Source organism: Paucibacter sp. XJ19-41 (genome assembly GCF_028462495.1).
In the GTDB taxonomy this organism is placed as follows: Bacteria; Pseudomonadota; Gammaproteobacteria; order Burkholderiales; family Burkholderiaceae_C; genus Roseateles_E.
In genome coordinates this window covers 1-14,571 of sequence record NZ_JAQOWX010000063.1, presented here as the reverse complement: position 1 = coordinate 14,571, position 14,571 = coordinate 1, and the positions used below count along the sequence as shown (strand labels likewise).

Genomic DNA, 14,571 nt, shown 5'->3' with positions numbered 1-14,571 from the left:
TGTTTGGGGCAAATTGATCCCGTAAGCTGGCTTCAGGAGATTTTTTTATGCAAGTAGAGATCGACCCGACCGACCGACTGTTGCTGCAAGCCCTGCAGGCCAATGCCCGGCTGACCACCTCTGAGCTGGCGCAGCAGACCCAGCTCTCGCAATCGCCCTGCTGGCGCCGCATCAAGCGGCTCGAAGATGCCGGCCTGATCGCCGGCTATCACGCGCGGCTGGACCGGCGCGCGCTGGGCTATGGGGTGATGGCCTTCGTGACCATCAGCATCGAGGGCCAGGACGAGGGCCACTCGCTGGACTTCGAGCGCGCGGTGCGCGACATCCCCGAGGTCGTGATGTGCCACGGCGTCTCCGGCCCCGAGGACTTTGTGCTGGTGGTCGTGGCCCAGGACCTGGATGCCTACTCGGCGCTGATGCAGCACAAGCTGCGCCGACTGCCGGGCGTCAAGATGGTCAGGACCAGCTTCTCGCTGCAGGAGGTCAAGGGGCTGGATGGGCTGCCGATTCCTGCTTGAGCTGCGGGGCGGGTGCCGGGAGCAGCGGGTGAGCGACTCTGCTCCTGCCCGGGCCTGAGGCCCGGGCAGGAGCGGTGCAGGACACCCAGGCGGCCTGATCCAGCGCCAACCCCATCACCTCACAGCAACTGGCAGGCCGTATCGAAGTCGAGGCGCGGATGCCTTGGAAACAGGCCCGCCGCATCCCCATAGCCCAGGCAGCAGATGAAGTTCACCACCACCTCGCCGCCGAAGAACTCGCGGTTGACGCCGGCCGCATCGAAGCCCGACATCGGCCCGCAGTCCAGCCCCAGCGCGCGCGCCGCCAGCATCAGGTAGGCGCCTTGCAGGCTGCTGTTGCGAAAGGCGGTGGCCTCGGCCAGCGCCGGGTTGGCTGCGAACGGCGCGGCGGCGTCCGGGTTGTGCGGGAACAGCTGGGGCAGCCGCTCGTGAAAGCGCTTGTCGTAGGCTATCAGCACGCTCACCGGTGCCGCCTGCACCTTGGCCTGGTTGCCCGGCGCCATCAACGGCACCAGCCGAGCCTTGGCCGCCGCGCTGTGGACGAAGACCAGGCGGGCCGGCGAGCCGTTGGAGCTGGTGGGCCCCAGCTTCATCAGCTCGTAAAGCTCATGCAGCTGGGCTGCACTGACCGGCTTGTCCAGCCAGGCGTTGTGGCTGCGCGCGCTGCGGAACAGCAAGTCCAGTGCGGCGTCATCGAGTCTTGGCATCAGCAGTCCTCCAGCAAGCAGGCGGTGGCGGTGATTTCAACACGCATGTCCGGATGCGGCAGCTGGTGCACCGCCACCGTGGTGCGGGCCGGGCCGCTGAGGTCGGGGAAGAACTCGGCGTAGGCGGCGTTGTAGGCGGCGAAGTCGGCCATGTCGACCAGATAGCAGCTCAGGCTGACGCAGTGAGAGAGATCGGCGCCTTCGGCCGCCAGTGCCGCGCGGATCTTCTCGATCACCAGCCGGGTCTGGCGGGCCGCATCGCCGGGCACCGAGCCGTCGGCCTGGCGTGCGCTCATGCCCGAGACGAAGAGCCAGGGGCCGCGCCGCCGCAGCGCCGGATAGTTGCCCAGCGGCGCGATGCCGGCGCCGGCGCTCACAGCTTGAAGCCGGCCTCGGCCAGCTCGGCATGCAGGGCCTGCGCGGCCTCGGGCGCCAGGCCTACCAGCGGCGCACGCACACGGCGCCAGCCCGGCTCGCCCAGGCCCTCGGCCAGCACCTCCTTCAGCGCGGCAATCATCGGCCGGGCCTGGGCGATCTGGCGCACCCTGTCGACACCGGCCTGCAAGACCTGACCCTCGGGGCCGTCCCACTGCGTGACCAGCCGGCTGATCGGCCCCGGGTTGATATTGACCGTGGCCGAGATGCAGCCGCGCGCGCCCAGCGGCCGGGTGCGCGAGATGAAGCTCTCTGAGGCCGGGAAAATCGCCAGCTCGGGGAAGCGCTCCAGCATCGTGCGCAGATTGTCCCAGTCGCCCGAGCTGTCCTTGATGCCGACGACGATGCCGGGAAAGTCGCGCAGCAGGCGCTCGATCACGCCATGGCTGATCGGCACGCCCGATAGCGCGGGGATGTGATACAGGTACAGGCGCAGGCGCGGATCGGCGATGCGTGCGATCACCTCGGCGTAGAAGGCGTAAAGGCCATCGTCGCTGATGCCTTTGTAGAAGAAGGGCGGCAGCATCAGCACGCCGGCGCAGCCGCGCTGCACCGCATGGCGCGACAGCTGGGCGGCTTCGGGGGCCGAGCAGGCGCCGGTGCCGGGCAGCATGCGGGCCGGCGGCAGGCCGGCATCGATCAGCGCGTCCAGCAAGGCCATGCGTTCGAGGGCGCTCATCGAGTTGGCCTCGCTATTGGTGCCGAAGGGCGCCAACCCCGCGCCCTGCGCCAGCAGCCAGCGGCAATGGGCGATGAAGCGGTCCACATCGGGCCGGCCATCGGACAGGAAAGGGGTGACGACGGGCGCGAACGCGCCGGTCAGGACATCGTTGACCATGGGCAGAACTCCAGCAGAAAGAAGGGAAGAGTGGGCGGGCGCCGGCTAGGGGCTCAGGCCGCGCGCGAAGCTCAAGAGGCGCTGGCCGAAGCCGTCGTCGCCGATGCCGCTGTCGAGATGGGCGACGATGGAGGTATGGTTGTGCTCGGGCACCCAGACCAGCTGCGGGCTGCGGCCCTGCGCGAGGCCGACGCGGTGGGCGAACTCCATCGCATAGACATCGAGCCAGGGGTTCTCGTGCTGGGCCACCGCCAGCAGCAGCGGCACTTGCAGATGCGCGGCATGGCTGACCGGCGAATCGGCCTCGTAGCGACTCTCGTCCGTGCCGAAATAGGCGCGCACGCCGGCCGCGTTCGGGTTGTCGGCGCGCTGATCGGCGCGCAGCCGCGCGCTTATCAGCACCGCGCCGGCGATATGCGTCATCAGGGGGCCGGCCAGCGGCTGCAGGCGCGGGTCGGCGAGCAGGCTGGCCACATGGGCGCCGCCGGCCGAATGGCCGATCAGCAGCATGCGCCGCGCGTCGCCGCCAAAGCCGGCCGCGTTGGCGCGCAGCCAGTCCAGCGCCAGGGCCAGGTCTTGCGCGCCGGCCGGGAACGGCGCCTCGGGCGCCAGCCGGTATTCGATATTGACGCCGACAAAGCCGTGGCGCGCGAAGAAGCGCGCCACATTGCCATAGACCTGCGCATTGCTGTCCTTCTGCCCGCGCAGGAAAGCGCCGCCGTGGACGAAGACCATGATGGGCAGGCGCGCGTCGGCGCTGCGGGCCTCGCGGCCCTGATAGATGTCGAGGCGCTGGCGGCCATGCGCGCCGTAGGCGATGTCGCGCGTGACTTCCAGCCCCGGCAGCGGGTTCGCGGCCAGCAGCGGCGTATAGGCCTCGACGATCTGGGCGCGGTGCTTGTTGATGTCCTCGGCCCAGCGCGGGCCGATCTCGCGCAGCAGCTGCTTGAGCATGATCAGTAGACGCCCATCAACTGCGACAGCTCGGCCATGTACTCGGCATAGCGGGGATGGGCTTTGATCGTCTCGGGCCGGCGCGGGCGCGGCAGATCGATGGTGACCTCGCGCACCACCTTGCCCGGCCGGCCCGACATCACCAGCACCCGGTCCGACAGGAACACCGCCTCGGAGATGCTGTGCGTCACCAGCAGCACGGTCTGACGCTGCTCCTGCCAGATGCGCAGCAGCTCGACATTGAGCTTGTCGCGGGTCAGCGCATCGAGCGCGCCGAAGGGCTCGTCCATCAGCAGGATCTGCGGGTCCAGCGCGAGGATCTGGCCGATGGCGGCGCGCTGGCGCATGCCGCCGCTGAGCTGGTGCGGGTGGTTGTTCTCGAAGCCCTTGAGCCCCAGCATCGCGATCAGCTCGGCGATCTTGGGCGCGGCCTGGGCCTCGGGGATCTTGCGCAGCTTGGCGCCCAGCGCGATGTTCTGGCCGACGGTCAGCCAGGGCAGCATATTGCTGCTCTGGAACACCACGCCGATCTCGGGGCTGGGCCCCTTGACCGGCCGCTGGTTCACCAGCACCTCGCCGCCCTCGTAAGGCGTCAGCCCGGCGACGATACGCAGCAGCGTGCTCTTGCCGCAGCCGCTGGGGCCGAGGATTGAGACGAACTCATGGGGCCGGATCTCCAGATCCACCGCCTCCAGCGCCTTGACCTCGTGCTTGCCGGCAAAGGTCTTCAGCACCGCGCGTGCGCTTATCGCAGGCAGGCTCGGTACGGCCACCGGCTTGGGAAGGACTTGATGCAACATCAGGGCTCACCTTAGAAAGAGATGCCACGCCACCAGACGGCCTTGGCCAGGCGTTCGACCGCCGCATACAGCAGCACGGCCAGCGCGGTGATGGTCAGGATGGCGGCAAACATCAGATCGGTCTGTGCATTCGCGGTGGCCATGGTCATCAGATGGCCCAGGCCTTGCTCGGCGCCGATGAACTCGCCGACGATGGCGCCGATCACGGCCAGCGGCATCGCGATCTTGATGCCGTCGACAAAGGCCGGCAGCGCCGCCGGCACCTGCAGCCGCCAGAAGGTGTCCAGGCGCGAGGCACCCAGCGCGCGGAAATGCTCGTCCAGATTGATGGCCACGTTCTGCATGCCGCCCAAGGTCGCGATCACGATGGGGAAGAAGGCAAACAAAAACGTGGCCGCCACCTTGGAACCGAAGCCATAGCCGAACCAGACGATCATCAGCGGCGCCAGCGCGATCTTGGGCATGCTTTGCAGCGCGGTGATCAGCGGATAGAGGGTGCGGCGGGCAAAGCCGCTCAGATGGATCAGCACGCCCAGCAGCACGCCACCCAGCACTGCGGCCGCAAAGCCCACCAGCACCTCCAGCAGCGTCACCCAGGTGTTTTCCAGCAAGGCGCTGCGGGCATTCCAGCCGGCCAGTAGCACATCGGACAGCGGCGGCAGCAGGTAGCGGCGTATCCCCAGCCAGCCGACGCCGAACTCCCACAACAGTGCCAGCAAGCCCCAGAACGCCAGCGTCTCCAGCCAGCGCTTCAGCATCGCGTTCATCAGGGCTGACCCTCTTCACCGGTCTTGTCGGTCTTGGCGTCGCCCTGCTTGGCTGCGACCACGGCGGCCGGCGGCGGCACGACAAAGCGCTCGAAGCGGAATTGATCGAACGATTCGATATTGCGCTCCCAGACCCTGGCCTCGTAGGGCCGCTCGGCCGTGATCTGGGTCATCTCGCAATAGAGCTCGACGTTGTTGCCGTCCGGGTCCTTGAAGACCAGGAACAGGTTCTCGCCGGGCCCGTGCTTGCCGATGCCGCGCACGATCTCGACGCCATGGGCCTGCAGCACGGCCACAGAGCGCTCCATCTCGGCCATATCGTCGACCAGATAGGAGAAATGCTCGACCCCGGGGCGGTCGTAGCGCGGCAGATCGTTCAGCGCCGCCGAGTCCTTGGGAATCTGCGACAACGCCAGGTCGTGGTGGTCGCTGCTGGCGCGCAGAAACACCATCTGGTCGCTGATCCAGTCCGACACGGTCAGCCCCATCACCTCGGTGTAGAAGCGCACCGAGGCGTGGATGTCGCGCACCATCAGCACGATATGGCCGAGGCGGCGCGGTCTCAGGCTTGCTCTTGTCTCCATGCTTGTCTGCTCCTGCTTGGGTCTGCGCGCTTCAGTCGCCGATGACGAAGCGGTTGGTGTAGATCTCGGCGCCGCGTACGGCGGCCGTCACATTGAAGGCCTTCTTCGCGAACTCCACCGTGCCATGCATACGGTCGGCGCGGATATAGCCGGGCTTCTTGTTGTCGGCCGCCGGGTCGCTGATGATGGCCGTGGTTTCCTTGATCTGCTGCAGCAGGATGTCGCGGTTCAGCAGCTTGTTGCCGGCGACGATCAGGTCGGCCGCCTCCTCGGGGTTCTTGCGCATCAGCTCATAGCCGCGGTAGGTGGCCTTGACGAAGCGCCGGACCAGATCCGGATTGCTCTCGATCAGCTTCTCGCTGGTGACGAGGCCGTTGCCGTAGATGTTCAGATTGAAGTCGCGGTAGGGCAGGGCGCCGAGCTTCTTGCCCTCGCGCGCCACCAGCGATTCCAGCAGCGGCTTGTTGGCGCCCTCCCAGCATTCGGCCAGGTCGATCTTGCCCTGCAGGAAGGAGGGGTTGATCACGGTGGGGTCCAGGCGCAGCAGCTTCAGATGGTCGGCCGGCAGGCCGTTGGCGGCCAGCCAGGCCGGCACGATGTTCTGCAAGGGCGAGGCCGCGCCGCCGCCCAGGCTCAGGCCCTTCAGATCGGCCATGCTGCGCAGCGGCTTGCGCTTGCCGTCCTGCAAATAGCACAGCGCCGCCGGCCACACCGTGTTGATCGCGCCCACCATCACGGTCTTGCCGCCGTTGGCGCGGTTCAGCATCACGCTGATCGGGTCGCCGTAGCCGAACTCGAACAGGCCCTGGTCGATCTCGTTGACGGTGCGCTGGCCGCCGTAGCCGCGCTGGGCCTGCACCTCGAGGCCGGCCTCGGCGTAATAGCCCTTGGCGGCGGCCACCAGCACGCCGCCGGTGCTGCCCTGGGGCAGCCAGGCCAGGTTGAACTTGACCTTGTCTTGCGCAAGCGCGCTGCCTGCAGCGCAGGCCAGCGCGAGGGCGAGGCCGCGCAGGACGGTGATGGAAGAGGGCATGGGGCTTCCTTGGCTGGGGTGGGAGGTTCAGAGCGCGGCCGCGACGACGCGGTTGCGCAGGGTGCCGATCTGCTCGATGCTGGCCGTCATCACATCGCCGGGCTGCAGAAACCTGCCCTGGCCCATGCCGACGCCGGTGGGCGTGCCGGTGGCGATCAGGTCGCCGGGGCGCAAGGTCAGCATCGACGACAGATAGGCGATCTGCTCGGCGATATTGAAGATCATGCCCTCGGCCGTGTCGTTCTGCATCAGCTCGTCGTTGACCGCCAGCCGCATGCGCAGCTTCTGCGGCTCGGCGATGCATTGTGCCGGCACCACCCAGGGCCCCATTGGACCGAAGGTGTCGAAGCTCTTGCCGCGGAACCAGTCGTGGGTGAAGGGATAGTCGCTGCGGCGATTCAGGTCGCGCGCGCTGATGTCGTTGAACACCGTGTAGCCGGCGATCACCTCATGGGCCTGCTCGACCGAGACATGGCGGCAGCTGCGGCCGATGATCACGCCCAGCTCCACCTCCCAGTCGAGCTTGTGCGTCGTGGCCGGCTTGACCACATCCTCCTCGGTGGCGATCACGCTGCTCTCGGCCTTCATGAAGCAGTACGGCGCGCTCTCGCTGCGCGCGATCAGCTGGGTGCCCATCTCGGCCGCATGCTCGTAGTAGTTGGACGCGGCGCCGAAGATGCGGCCCGGCTGGTAGGGCACCAGCAGCTTGTAGCTGCCCGGGGTCAGCGGCCGGGCGCGGCCGGCGGCGCGCTCGGCATGCAGGCGCCGCGCCAGCGCATCGACTGCGGCACGCTGCTGCTCCCACTGCGTGATCACATGCTGGCTGCCCAGCAGCAGCGGGTTGGCCTCGGCGCCCAGCGCGGCGGCGTCATAGAGCTGCTCGTCCAGCACCAGGGCGGCGCGTGGGCCGGCGCCCTGCTCATAGGAGGCGATGGCGTACCAGTTGTTGTGCATCGGTCGTGGTCCTCGGTTTGTTGTTGTGAATACAATATCATTTGCATGTATACATAACAAGCAATTCAAGCGACGACTTCGGGAAGTCACCTACATGAAAGCGATGCGATGACCATGAACGATGCCCAGCCTGACCGCGAGCCGCTGCTGGTCCTGATCCCCCTGCAGCCCGAGGCGCTGGCGGCGCTGGACGCGCGCTATGCGCTGATCTACGAGCCGGCCGGCCTGCGCGATACCGAGGCCCTCGACACACTGCGGGCGCGCCTGGGCGAGGCGCGGCTGGGCCGGCTGCGCGCAGTGCTCAGCAATGGCAGCACCGGCCTGAGCGCGGCCGCGATGGCGCGGCTGCCGGCGCTGGGCCTGGTCGCCAGCTTCGGCGCCGGCTACGAGAACATTGACCTGGCGGCGGCGCGCGCGCGCGGCATCGCGGTCACGCATGCGCCGGGTGTCAACAACGCCACCGTGGCCGACCATGCGCTGGGCCTGATGCTGGCGCTGGCGCGCGGCTTCGTCGGGCTCGATGCGGCCGTCAAGCGCGGCGACTGGGAGGCCAGCCGCGCCGCCCGCCCGACCCTGAACGGCGCCCGCCTGGGCCTGCTAGGCCTGGGCCATATCGGCCAGCAGATCGCGCGCCGCGCCGAAGCCTTTGACATGCAGATCGCCTACACCGCGCGAACGCCGCGCGCCGAGCTGCCCTATCGCCATGTGGCCGCGCTGACCACCCTGGCCGCCGAGTCCGACTTCCTGGTGCTGGCCTGTCCCGGCGGCCCGGCCACCCGCCATCTGGTCGGTCGCGAGGTCTTGCGCGCGCTCGGGCCGGCCGGCTATCTGGTCAATATCGCGCGCGGCTCGGTGCTCGACACGGCCGCGCTGATCGCGGCGCTGGAGGCCGGCGAGATCGCCGGCGCCGGGCTCGATGTGCTGGAGAGCGAGCCCGCCGTGCCGGCCGCGCTGGCCGCCTCGCCCCGGGTGCTGCTGACCCCCCATGTCTCGGGCCGCTCGCCGGCCGCCCAGCGTGCCCAGGTGGAGAACGCGATCGCAAATCTGCAAGGCTTCTTTGCCGGCAGCGGGCCGCTGACGGAGGTCGCTGCCGTCTAGATTTGCCGCCCGGCCCAGGCCGGGCGTAGCATGCTCCAGCGGCCGCCGGTGGCCGCCGCCGGCAGCGCCGCAGAACGGCGTGGCAGCAAGGGAGCTCGCGATGTACGAGAAAAAAGATGTCCCGCAGGAATATATGGAGCGCTGGCAGCAGTCGGCCGATCTGGTGGCGGCCGCGGTGCAGGTGCCGGCCGCGCTGGTGATGCGGGTCTGGCCCGAGCAGATCGAGGTGCTGATCTCCAGCCTCGGCGATGACAATCCCTACGAGGAGCATGAGAAGGCCGATCTCGGCACCGGGCTTTACTGCGAGACGGTGATGGCCACGCGCGAATCGCTGCGGGTGCCCAATGCCTTGCAGGATCCGGCATGGATGAACAACCCGGACATCAAGCTGAACATGATCAGCTATCTGGGCGTTCCGCTGGTCTGGCCCGATGACAGCATCTTCGGCACCGTCTGCGTGCTGGACCGCAAGACGCGCGACTTCATGCCGCCGTCCGAGCAGCTGCTGCGCGGGCTGAAGCAGCTGATCGAGGGCGACTTCCGGGTCATCTGCAAGCTGGAGCGCGAGGCCCAGAACGAGGCGCGGCTGCAGGCCTTCGAGGCCGATGTGCGGCGGCTTTGCCCGCACTGAGTGATGGACCTCGATAGCGGCAGCCCGCAGCCGCACCAGGTCCCTGGCCTGTATCTGCGCAAATGGCAGCGCCTGGTCGATCTGCTGGCCGAGGTGTATGCGGCCGATGCCGCACTGATCAGCTGCGTCGGCCCGGCGGGCCTGCGGGTGCAAGTCGCCAGTCGCTCGGACGCTCCGCTGTTCGAGGCCGGCGACGAACGGCTGTTGCCGGCCGAGGCCTATTGCGCGGCGGTGGTCGCCGGGCGCGCCGCGCTGACGGTGGATGATGCGGAGCAGGACCCGCTGTGGCGGCCGCGGCTGGCTGCCAACGGCCAGATGCGGGCCTATATGGGCGTGCCCCTGCTGTGGCCGGACAAGACGGTGTACGGCACGCTGTGCGTGCTGGCGCGCGAGGCGGCACCCCGCTCGGCGGCCATGCAGGGCTTGCTGGGCCAGCTGCGCCAGCTGATCGAGAGCGATTTCCGCGCGCTGCACTTTGTCCGCGCGGTCGATCAGCGCGCGGCATCGCTGGAGTCGCTGATACAGGCGCGCACCCAGGAGCTGCAGCGTGTCAACAGCCGGCTGGAGCGCGAGCTGGACCAGAGCCATCGCCTGGAGCAGGTCTTGCGCGAACTGGCCGTCGGCGGCTCGGGCAGCTATGGCGAGGCCTATTTCCGCAATCTGGTGCAGCAGCTGGTGCGGCTGTTCGGCGGCGACCATGCTTTCGTCGCGGTGCTGGAGGCGCCGGGCGGTGCCAGCGCCCGCACGCTGGCCTTTTGCTGCGATGGGCAGCAGCAGAACAACCTCAGCTATGTGATCGCCCAGATGCCCTGCGCCGAGGTGGTGGGCCGGCAGAGTCTGGTCGTGCCCGAGGGGCTCAGCCGGCGCTATCCGCAGGCCGCGCTGCTGCAGGGGCTGGTGGCCGAGAGCTATGTCGGTGTGCCGCTGTTCGATATCCGCGGCACGGCGATCGGCGTGCTGGCCGTGCTGGGCCGCGCCAGCCTGCCCGACAGCCGCCTGGCCACCGAGCTGATGGAGCTGCTGGCGGTGCGGGCCAGTACCGAGATCCAGCGCATGCGCGCCGAGCAGCATCTGCGCCGCATGGCCCATGAGGACGATCTGACCGGCCTGCCCAACCGGGCCCGGCTGCAGCAGCGGCTGCGCCAGGCGATCGCGCTGGCGCAGCGCGAGCAGCATGTGCTGGCCGTGCTGTTCATCGATCTGGACAACTTCAAGACCATCAACGATACGCTGGGCCACGAGGTCGGCGATGCACTGCTGATGGATGTGTCGCAGCGCCTGCTCGACTGCCTGCGCGATATCGACACCATCGCGCGCCTCGGTGGCGACGAGTTTGCCGCGCTGCTGGAGAACATCGATGCGCTGCAGGTCAACACGGTGTGCGAGCGCATCGTCACCGCCTTGAGCCAGCCCTTCCAGTGCCTGGGCCACGAGCTCTATGTGAGCGCCAGCATAGGCATCAGCCAGTTCCCCGGCGATGGCGACGATTCGACCAGCCTGCTGCGCGCTGCCGATGCCGCGATGTACCGTGCCAAGGAGCTGGGCAAGAACCAGTTCCAGTACTTCGCCCAGGACATCAAGCAGGCCCTGCAGCGCGACCTGACCCTGCTGACCCATTTGCGCCGCGCCATTGCGCAGCGCCAGCTGGGTGTGCATTACCAGCCCAAGATCCGTATCGCCGACGGCGCGCTGATCGGGGCCGAGGCCCTGGTACGCTGGACCGATGCGGAGCTGGGTCCGGTCTCGCCGGCCGAGTTCATCCCGCTGGCCGAGCGCTCCGGCATCGTCGCCGGCATCGGCGAGCTGGTGCTGATGCGCACCATCGCCGACATCGTGGCCTGGCGCGAAGCCGGCCTGGTGGTGCCGCCGATCGCGATCAATGTCTCGCCCAGCCAGCTGCGCGGCAGCGGCTTCGCCGGCTGGCTCAGCGACAGCCTGGCCCGTTGCGGCCTGGCGCCGGCCAGCATCATCATCGAGCTGACCGAGGGCACGCTGATGGAGCGCGGCGAGGCCGGCCTGCAGGTGCTGGCCGAGCTGACCGGGCTGGGCTTCAAGATCAGCATCGATGACTTCGGCACCGGCTACTCCTCGCTGTCCTATCTGAAGCGCATGCCGATCAGCGAGCTCAAGATCGACCGCAGCTTTGTCAACGGCATCGCCGACCATGCCGACGACCGCGCGATCGCCAGCGCCATCCTGAGCCTGGCCCGCACCCTGGGTCTGGCGGTGGTGGCCGAGGGCGTCGAGACCGAGCAGCAGCTGCAGGCCCTGCGTGTCCTGGGCTGCGGCGCCGCCCAGGGCTGGCTGTTCCACAAGCCGATGGCCGAACCGGCGTTCCGCGCGCTGCTGCAGCTGGCGGCGTCGCAGCCCTCGCGTTAAAGAAAAGTGGCCGAACCGTCGCCTCTATCCTGATGAACAAACCCGCCAAGCACTGATTGACAGGCCGCACCTCCACTCCCTACGGAATTTGAATCGATATGTCAGGCCAAGAACTCCCCGCCGACGGCGCTGCCGCCCCTATCCCCGCGTCGATCACGGCTGCCCTGAGCGACTGGGCCCGGCAGTTGGCCGAGGACGCGGCGGCGCCGCTGCGTGACAGCCTGGCGCAAACAGAGGGCGAACTGGCCGCACTGCGGCAGTCGAACGAGCAGGCCTTGACCCAGCTGGCGGAGCGCGATGCCAGCATCGAGCGGCTGACGGTGGAACTGCGCCATGCCCGCGATATCGCCTCCAACGCCCTGGTCGGCAAGGCCAAGGATCAGCTGGCCATCGAGGGCAAGGACGCCCAGCTCGCCGAGCTGCGCCGCCAGCTCGAGCGCCAGCTGGCGAGCGCAGCGGGCGAGTCCGATGCGCGCCTGGCCGCCGAGATGGAGCTGGTCGGCGCGGTCACCGCGCGCGACAACCTGGCCGCCGAGGTCGCAGAGCTGCGCGCCCAGCTCGACGCCGGCCGCGCCGCGCGCGGCGCTTGATGCCGTGAGGGCCGGTGCCCTGACAACATAAGAAACACAGCGATACGCGGCGCGAAGCGCGGCCGATACCTCGGCTTCTGACACTGCCCCTCTTACAAGGAGCATTGCCATGAAACCCTGGAAAAAGATCGCTGTCGCCCTGCTGGGCCTGGCCACCGTCGCGGTCGGCGCCGGTCTGTACTTGACCGCCGGCCTGGCCAGCACCGCCGACCAGTTCTTCAGCGCCGCACGCCAGCACGACATGGCCGGCGCACGCGCGCTGCTGGCCCGCGAGCTGCGCGACAGCCTCGGTGAAGAAGGCCTGACGCGCCAGCTGCGCAGCCAGGGCATGAGCGATATTGCCGGCACCAGCTGGTCGGAGCGCAAGGTCAGCGGCGCGCGCGGTGAGCTGCGCGGCACGCTGGAGGCGGCGGGCGGCGCCTCCATCCCGGTCAGCATCACGCTGGTCAAGGAAGGCGATGCCTGGCGTATCCAGGCCATCGGGCGCGACCCGGCCGGCATCGCCGACGCCACGACGCCGACGCCGACGCCGACTCCGCAGCCCGCCTTGCCCGACGAGCGCGCCAAGGCCGAGATGGTCAAGCTGGCGATGCACGAGTTCACCGTCTCGACCCGCGAGCGCAGCATGGCGCGTTTTCACCGCAATATCTCGCAAACGTGGCAGCGGCAGTTCAGCGTCGCCAAGCTCGACGAGGCCTACCGCCCGCTGTTCGATATCGGCGACCTGACCGTGCTGAACCAGCACGAGCCGCAGATCGAGGCCGCCCGCCTCGACGCCCAGGGCGTGCTGGTGCTGCCCGGGCACTACCAGCTGCGCAAGAGCCGTGTGGACTTCGAGCAGCGCTATGTGCTGGAACAAGGCCAGTGGAAGCTGCTGGCCTTCGATCTGGAGGTGCGCAGCTGAGCTCAGAGCCCGCTGCGCTCGGCCTTCAGTTCCGGATGCCGCAGCGCCGGGCCGTCGGGCTGGGTACCACCGTCCTTGGAGGCGCCGCCCCAGCCGTGGTCGGTCAGGTCGATGATGACGCCGTTCGGGTCGCGGTACTTGACCTCGTAGAAGCTGTTGCCCTTCACCGGCACCTCGCCCATGTAGTAGGTGCCGCCGGCGGCCTCGCACTCGGCGCGCGCCTGCTTGATCTCGTCGAGCCAGAAGCCGATATGGTGCAGGCCCACATAGCCGCGGCCGCGCTCGCCGGCGGCCTCGTCGGTCTTATACTTCAGCAGCGCGATCGTCACGGTGCCGTCGCTGAGATAAATGCCGCGGGCCAGCGAGGAATCGGTCTCGCCGACCTTCTTCAGGCCGAAGGACTCGATGTAGAAGGGTGCGACGGCCCAGGGGTCGGGCACCGAGATCGCGATGTGGCGCAGCTTGCCATTAGCCATGAGAGGGTCTCCTGTGGATGGGTAGTTGAGTGGTTCGGGTGATCAAGATCATATGTATACATGATAAGTAATGTGTATTCAATAAGCGCAAAACAAGGCTGTCTTGTGTCTGGCGCAGCTAAAATCCCCGGGGCCAGGTCTTGCGCGTTGTCATCGCGCCTGGCCTGGCGCTACGAACAAGGGCTGGCGCAGCCCACACCCGGGGATTGATCACGCATGGCCAATAACGCATCCGCCGCCATCTGCCGCAGCCTGACCGAGGACATCGTCAGCGGCAAACTGCCGCCGGGCCAGAAGCTCGAGGAGCTGGTGCTGGCCGAGCGCTTCCAGGTCTCGCGCACGCCGATCCGCGAGGCGCTGCGCGAGCTGGCTGCCCGCGGCCTGATCGATCTGCAGCCGCGCAAGGGTGGCATCGTGCGCAGCATCGGGCTGAGCGATCTGTCCGACATGCTGGAGGCGATGGTGGAGCTGGAGGCGCTGTGCTGCCGCATCAGCGCCGAGCGCATGAGCGCGGTGCAGAAGAAGCAGCTGCAGATGTTGCAGCAGCAGAGCGAGGACTGCGTGGCGCGCGGCGACGAGGCCGGCTATCTGGAGCTGAATCACCAGTTCCACCAGCTGATCGGCGCCGGCGCGCAGAACCGCACGCTGACCGGCGTGCTCGACAGTCTGCGTGAGCGGCTGGCGCCGTTCCGTGCCGCGCAGAAAAAGGTCGAGCGCCGGCTGACCGTCTCGCACGACGAGCACCAGGCTGTGATCGCGGCCATCGTCGCGTCGAACGCCGAGGCCTCCTACGAGGCGATGCGCAACCACACGGCCCGTCTCTCCATCAATGTGCTGGAGCTGCTGCGCGAGCAGCAGGCCGGCGAGGCGGCGGCAGCGCCGGCCGCGCGCCCGCGCCGCGCC

17 protein-coding genes are annotated in these 14,571 nt (G+C 68.4%); 7 read left to right on the top strand and 10 right to left on the bottom strand.

Going from position 1 to position 14,571, the window contains the following annotated elements; all coding sequences use genetic code 11:
* Window positions 1-47: 47 nt before the first annotated feature.
* Window positions 48-518, top strand: coding sequence for an Lrp/AsnC family transcriptional regulator (locus PO768_RS16675; RefSeq protein WP_269839791.1), 471 nt, complete (start codon window positions 48-50; stop codon window positions 516-518).
* A 119-nt stretch (window positions 519-637) separates the two neighbouring features.
* Here the strand turns inward: PO768_RS16675 and PO768_RS16670 are convergent, their stop codons facing one another.
* From PO768_RS16670 to PO768_RS16630, 9 genes are read right to left on the bottom strand one after another with little or no spacing between them, the layout of a single operon-like run.
* Window positions 638-1,225 (bottom strand): malonic semialdehyde reductase, encoded by a 588-nt coding sequence (locus PO768_RS16670; protein ID WP_272646951.1) that lies wholly within the window; start codon window positions 1,223-1,225, stop codon window positions 638-640.
* On the bottom strand, window positions 1,225-1,602 hold the full coding sequence (locus PO768_RS16665) for a RidA family protein (protein ID WP_272646950.1): 378 nt from the start codon (window positions 1,600-1,602) through the stop codon (window positions 1,225-1,227). Before PO768_RS16665 ends, PO768_RS16670 begins: the two co-directional genes overlap by 1 nt.
* Window positions 1,599-2,498 carry a dihydrodipicolinate synthase family protein gene (locus PO768_RS16660; protein WP_272646949.1) on the bottom strand — a complete coding sequence of 300 codons (900 nt, stop codon included), beginning with the start codon at window positions 2,496-2,498 and terminating at the stop codon, window positions 1,599-1,601. Before PO768_RS16660 ends, PO768_RS16665 begins: the two co-directional genes overlap by 4 nt.
* 45 nt (window positions 2,499-2,543) lie before the next feature.
* A complete protein-coding gene (locus PO768_RS16655; protein WP_137945686.1) occupies window positions 2,544-3,452 on the bottom strand; it encodes an alpha/beta hydrolase in 909 nt (302 codons plus the stop codon).
* Between the two features lie 2 nt (window positions 3,453-3,454).
* Window positions 3,455-4,252 carry an ABC transporter ATP-binding protein gene (locus PO768_RS16650; protein WP_272646948.1) on the bottom strand — a complete coding sequence of 266 codons (798 nt, stop codon included), beginning with the start codon at window positions 4,250-4,252 and terminating at the stop codon, window positions 3,455-3,457.
* 11 nt (window positions 4,253-4,263) lie between these two features.
* A complete protein-coding gene (locus tag PO768_RS16645; protein ID WP_272646947.1) occupies window positions 4,264-5,019 on the bottom strand; it encodes an ABC transporter permease in 756 nt (251 codons plus the stop codon).
* Window positions 5,019-5,603, bottom strand: coding sequence for a VOC family protein (locus PO768_RS16640; RefSeq protein ID WP_272646946.1), 585 nt, complete (start codon window positions 5,601-5,603; stop codon window positions 5,019-5,021). The genes PO768_RS16645 and PO768_RS16640 overlap by 1 nt, the downstream gene beginning before the upstream one ends.
* Window positions 5,604-5,634: 31 nt before the next feature.
* The gene (locus PO768_RS16635) at window positions 5,635-6,636 is read right to left on the bottom strand and encodes an ABC transporter substrate-binding protein (protein WP_137945689.1); all 1,002 of its coding nucleotides are present in this window, start codon (window positions 6,634-6,636) and stop codon (window positions 5,635-5,637) included.
* Between the two features lie 27 nt (window positions 6,637-6,663).
* Window positions 6,664-7,590: a fumarylacetoacetate hydrolase family protein gene (locus PO768_RS16630; protein WP_272646945.1), complete on the bottom strand. Its 927-nt coding sequence runs from the start codon at window positions 7,588-7,590 to the stop codon at window positions 6,664-6,666.
* Window positions 7,591-7,704: 114 nt separating this feature from the next.
* Between PO768_RS16630 and PO768_RS16625 the strand changes: the two genes are divergently transcribed.
* From PO768_RS16625 to PO768_RS16605, 5 genes are all read left to right on the top strand, one after another.
* Window positions 7,705-8,688 carry a 2-hydroxyacid dehydrogenase gene (locus tag PO768_RS16625; protein WP_272646944.1) on the top strand — a complete coding sequence of 328 codons (984 nt, stop codon included), beginning with the start codon at window positions 7,705-7,707 and terminating at the stop codon, window positions 8,686-8,688.
* 100 nt (window positions 8,689-8,788) lie between these two features.
* A complete protein-coding gene (locus PO768_RS16620; protein WP_171018480.1) occupies window positions 8,789-9,319 on the top strand; it encodes a GAF domain-containing protein in 531 nt (176 codons plus the stop codon).
* Window positions 9,320-9,322: 3 nt separating this feature from the next.
* Entirely contained in the window at window positions 9,323-11,698 is a 2,376-nt protein-coding gene (locus PO768_RS16615) for a bifunctional diguanylate cyclase/phosphodiesterase (protein ID WP_272646943.1), read from the top strand.
* Between the two features lie 98 nt (window positions 11,699-11,796).
* On the top strand, window positions 11,797-12,288 hold the full coding sequence (locus PO768_RS16610; RefSeq protein WP_137945694.1) for a hypothetical protein: 492 nt from the start codon (window positions 11,797-11,799) through the stop codon (window positions 12,286-12,288).
* A gap of 109 nt (window positions 12,289-12,397) precedes the next feature.
* Entirely contained in the window at window positions 12,398-13,192 is a 795-nt protein-coding gene (locus PO768_RS16605) for a hypothetical protein (RefSeq protein WP_272646942.1), read from the top strand.
* A gap of 2 nt (window positions 13,193-13,194) precedes the next feature.
* Here PO768_RS16605 and PO768_RS16600 read toward each other — a convergent pair whose 3' ends face one another.
* Entirely contained in the window at window positions 13,195-13,668 is a 474-nt protein-coding gene (locus PO768_RS16600) for a VOC family protein (RefSeq protein ID WP_272646941.1), read from the bottom strand.
* A 216-nt stretch (window positions 13,669-13,884) separates the two neighbouring features.
* On the opposite strand from PO768_RS16600, the gene PO768_RS16595 reads away from it, so the two are divergent.
* A partial coding sequence (locus tag PO768_RS16595) for a GntR family transcriptional regulator (RefSeq protein ID WP_272646940.1) occupies window positions 13,885-14,571 on the top strand: 687 nt, incomplete at its 3' end.

Coding starts and splice junctions, on each gene's coding strand:
- PO768_RS16675 (WP_269839791.1), top strand. CDS start 48: ATGCAAGTAGAGATCGACCCGACCGACCGACTGTTGCTGCAAGCCCTG.
- PO768_RS16670 (WP_272646951.1), bottom strand. CDS start 1,225: ATGCCAAGACTCGATGACGCCGCACTGGACTTGCTGTTCCGCAGCGCG.
- PO768_RS16660 (WP_272646949.1), bottom strand. CDS start 2,498: ATGGTCAACGATGTCCTGACCGGCGCGTTCGCGCCCGTCGTCACCCCT.
- PO768_RS16655 (WP_137945686.1), bottom strand. CDS start 3,452: ATGCTCAAGCAGCTGCTGCGCGAGATCGGCCCGCGCTGGGCCGAGGAC.
- PO768_RS16650 (WP_272646948.1), bottom strand. CDS start 4,252: ATGTTGCATCAAGTCCTTCCCAAGCCGGTGGCCGTACCGAGCCTGCCT.
- PO768_RS16645 (WP_272646947.1), bottom strand. CDS start 5,019: ATGAACGCGATGCTGAAGCGCTGGCTGGAGACGCTGGCGTTCTGGGGC.
- PO768_RS16640 (WP_272646946.1), bottom strand. CDS start 5,603: ATGGAGACAAGAGCAAGCCTGAGACCGCGCCGCCTCGGCCATATCGTG.
- PO768_RS16635 (WP_137945689.1), bottom strand. CDS start 6,636: ATGCCCTCTTCCATCACCGTCCTGCGCGGCCTCGCCCTCGCGCTGGCC.
- PO768_RS16630 (WP_272646945.1), bottom strand. CDS start 7,590: ATGCACAACAACTGGTACGCCATCGCCTCCTATGAGCAGGGCGCCGGC.
- PO768_RS16625 (WP_272646944.1), top strand. CDS start 7,705: ATGAACGATGCCCAGCCTGACCGCGAGCCGCTGCTGGTCCTGATCCCC.
- PO768_RS16620 (WP_171018480.1), top strand. CDS start 8,789: ATGTACGAGAAAAAAGATGTCCCGCAGGAATATATGGAGCGCTGGCAG.
- PO768_RS16615 (WP_272646943.1), top strand. CDS start 9,323: ATGGACCTCGATAGCGGCAGCCCGCAGCCGCACCAGGTCCCTGGCCTG.
- PO768_RS16610 (WP_137945694.1), top strand. CDS start 11,797: ATGTCAGGCCAAGAACTCCCCGCCGACGGCGCTGCCGCCCCTATCCCC.
- PO768_RS16605 (WP_272646942.1), top strand. CDS start 12,398: ATGAAACCCTGGAAAAAGATCGCTGTCGCCCTGCTGGGCCTGGCCACC.
- PO768_RS16600 (WP_272646941.1), bottom strand. CDS start 13,668: ATGGCTAATGGCAAGCTGCGCCACATCGCGATCTCGGTGCCCGACCCC.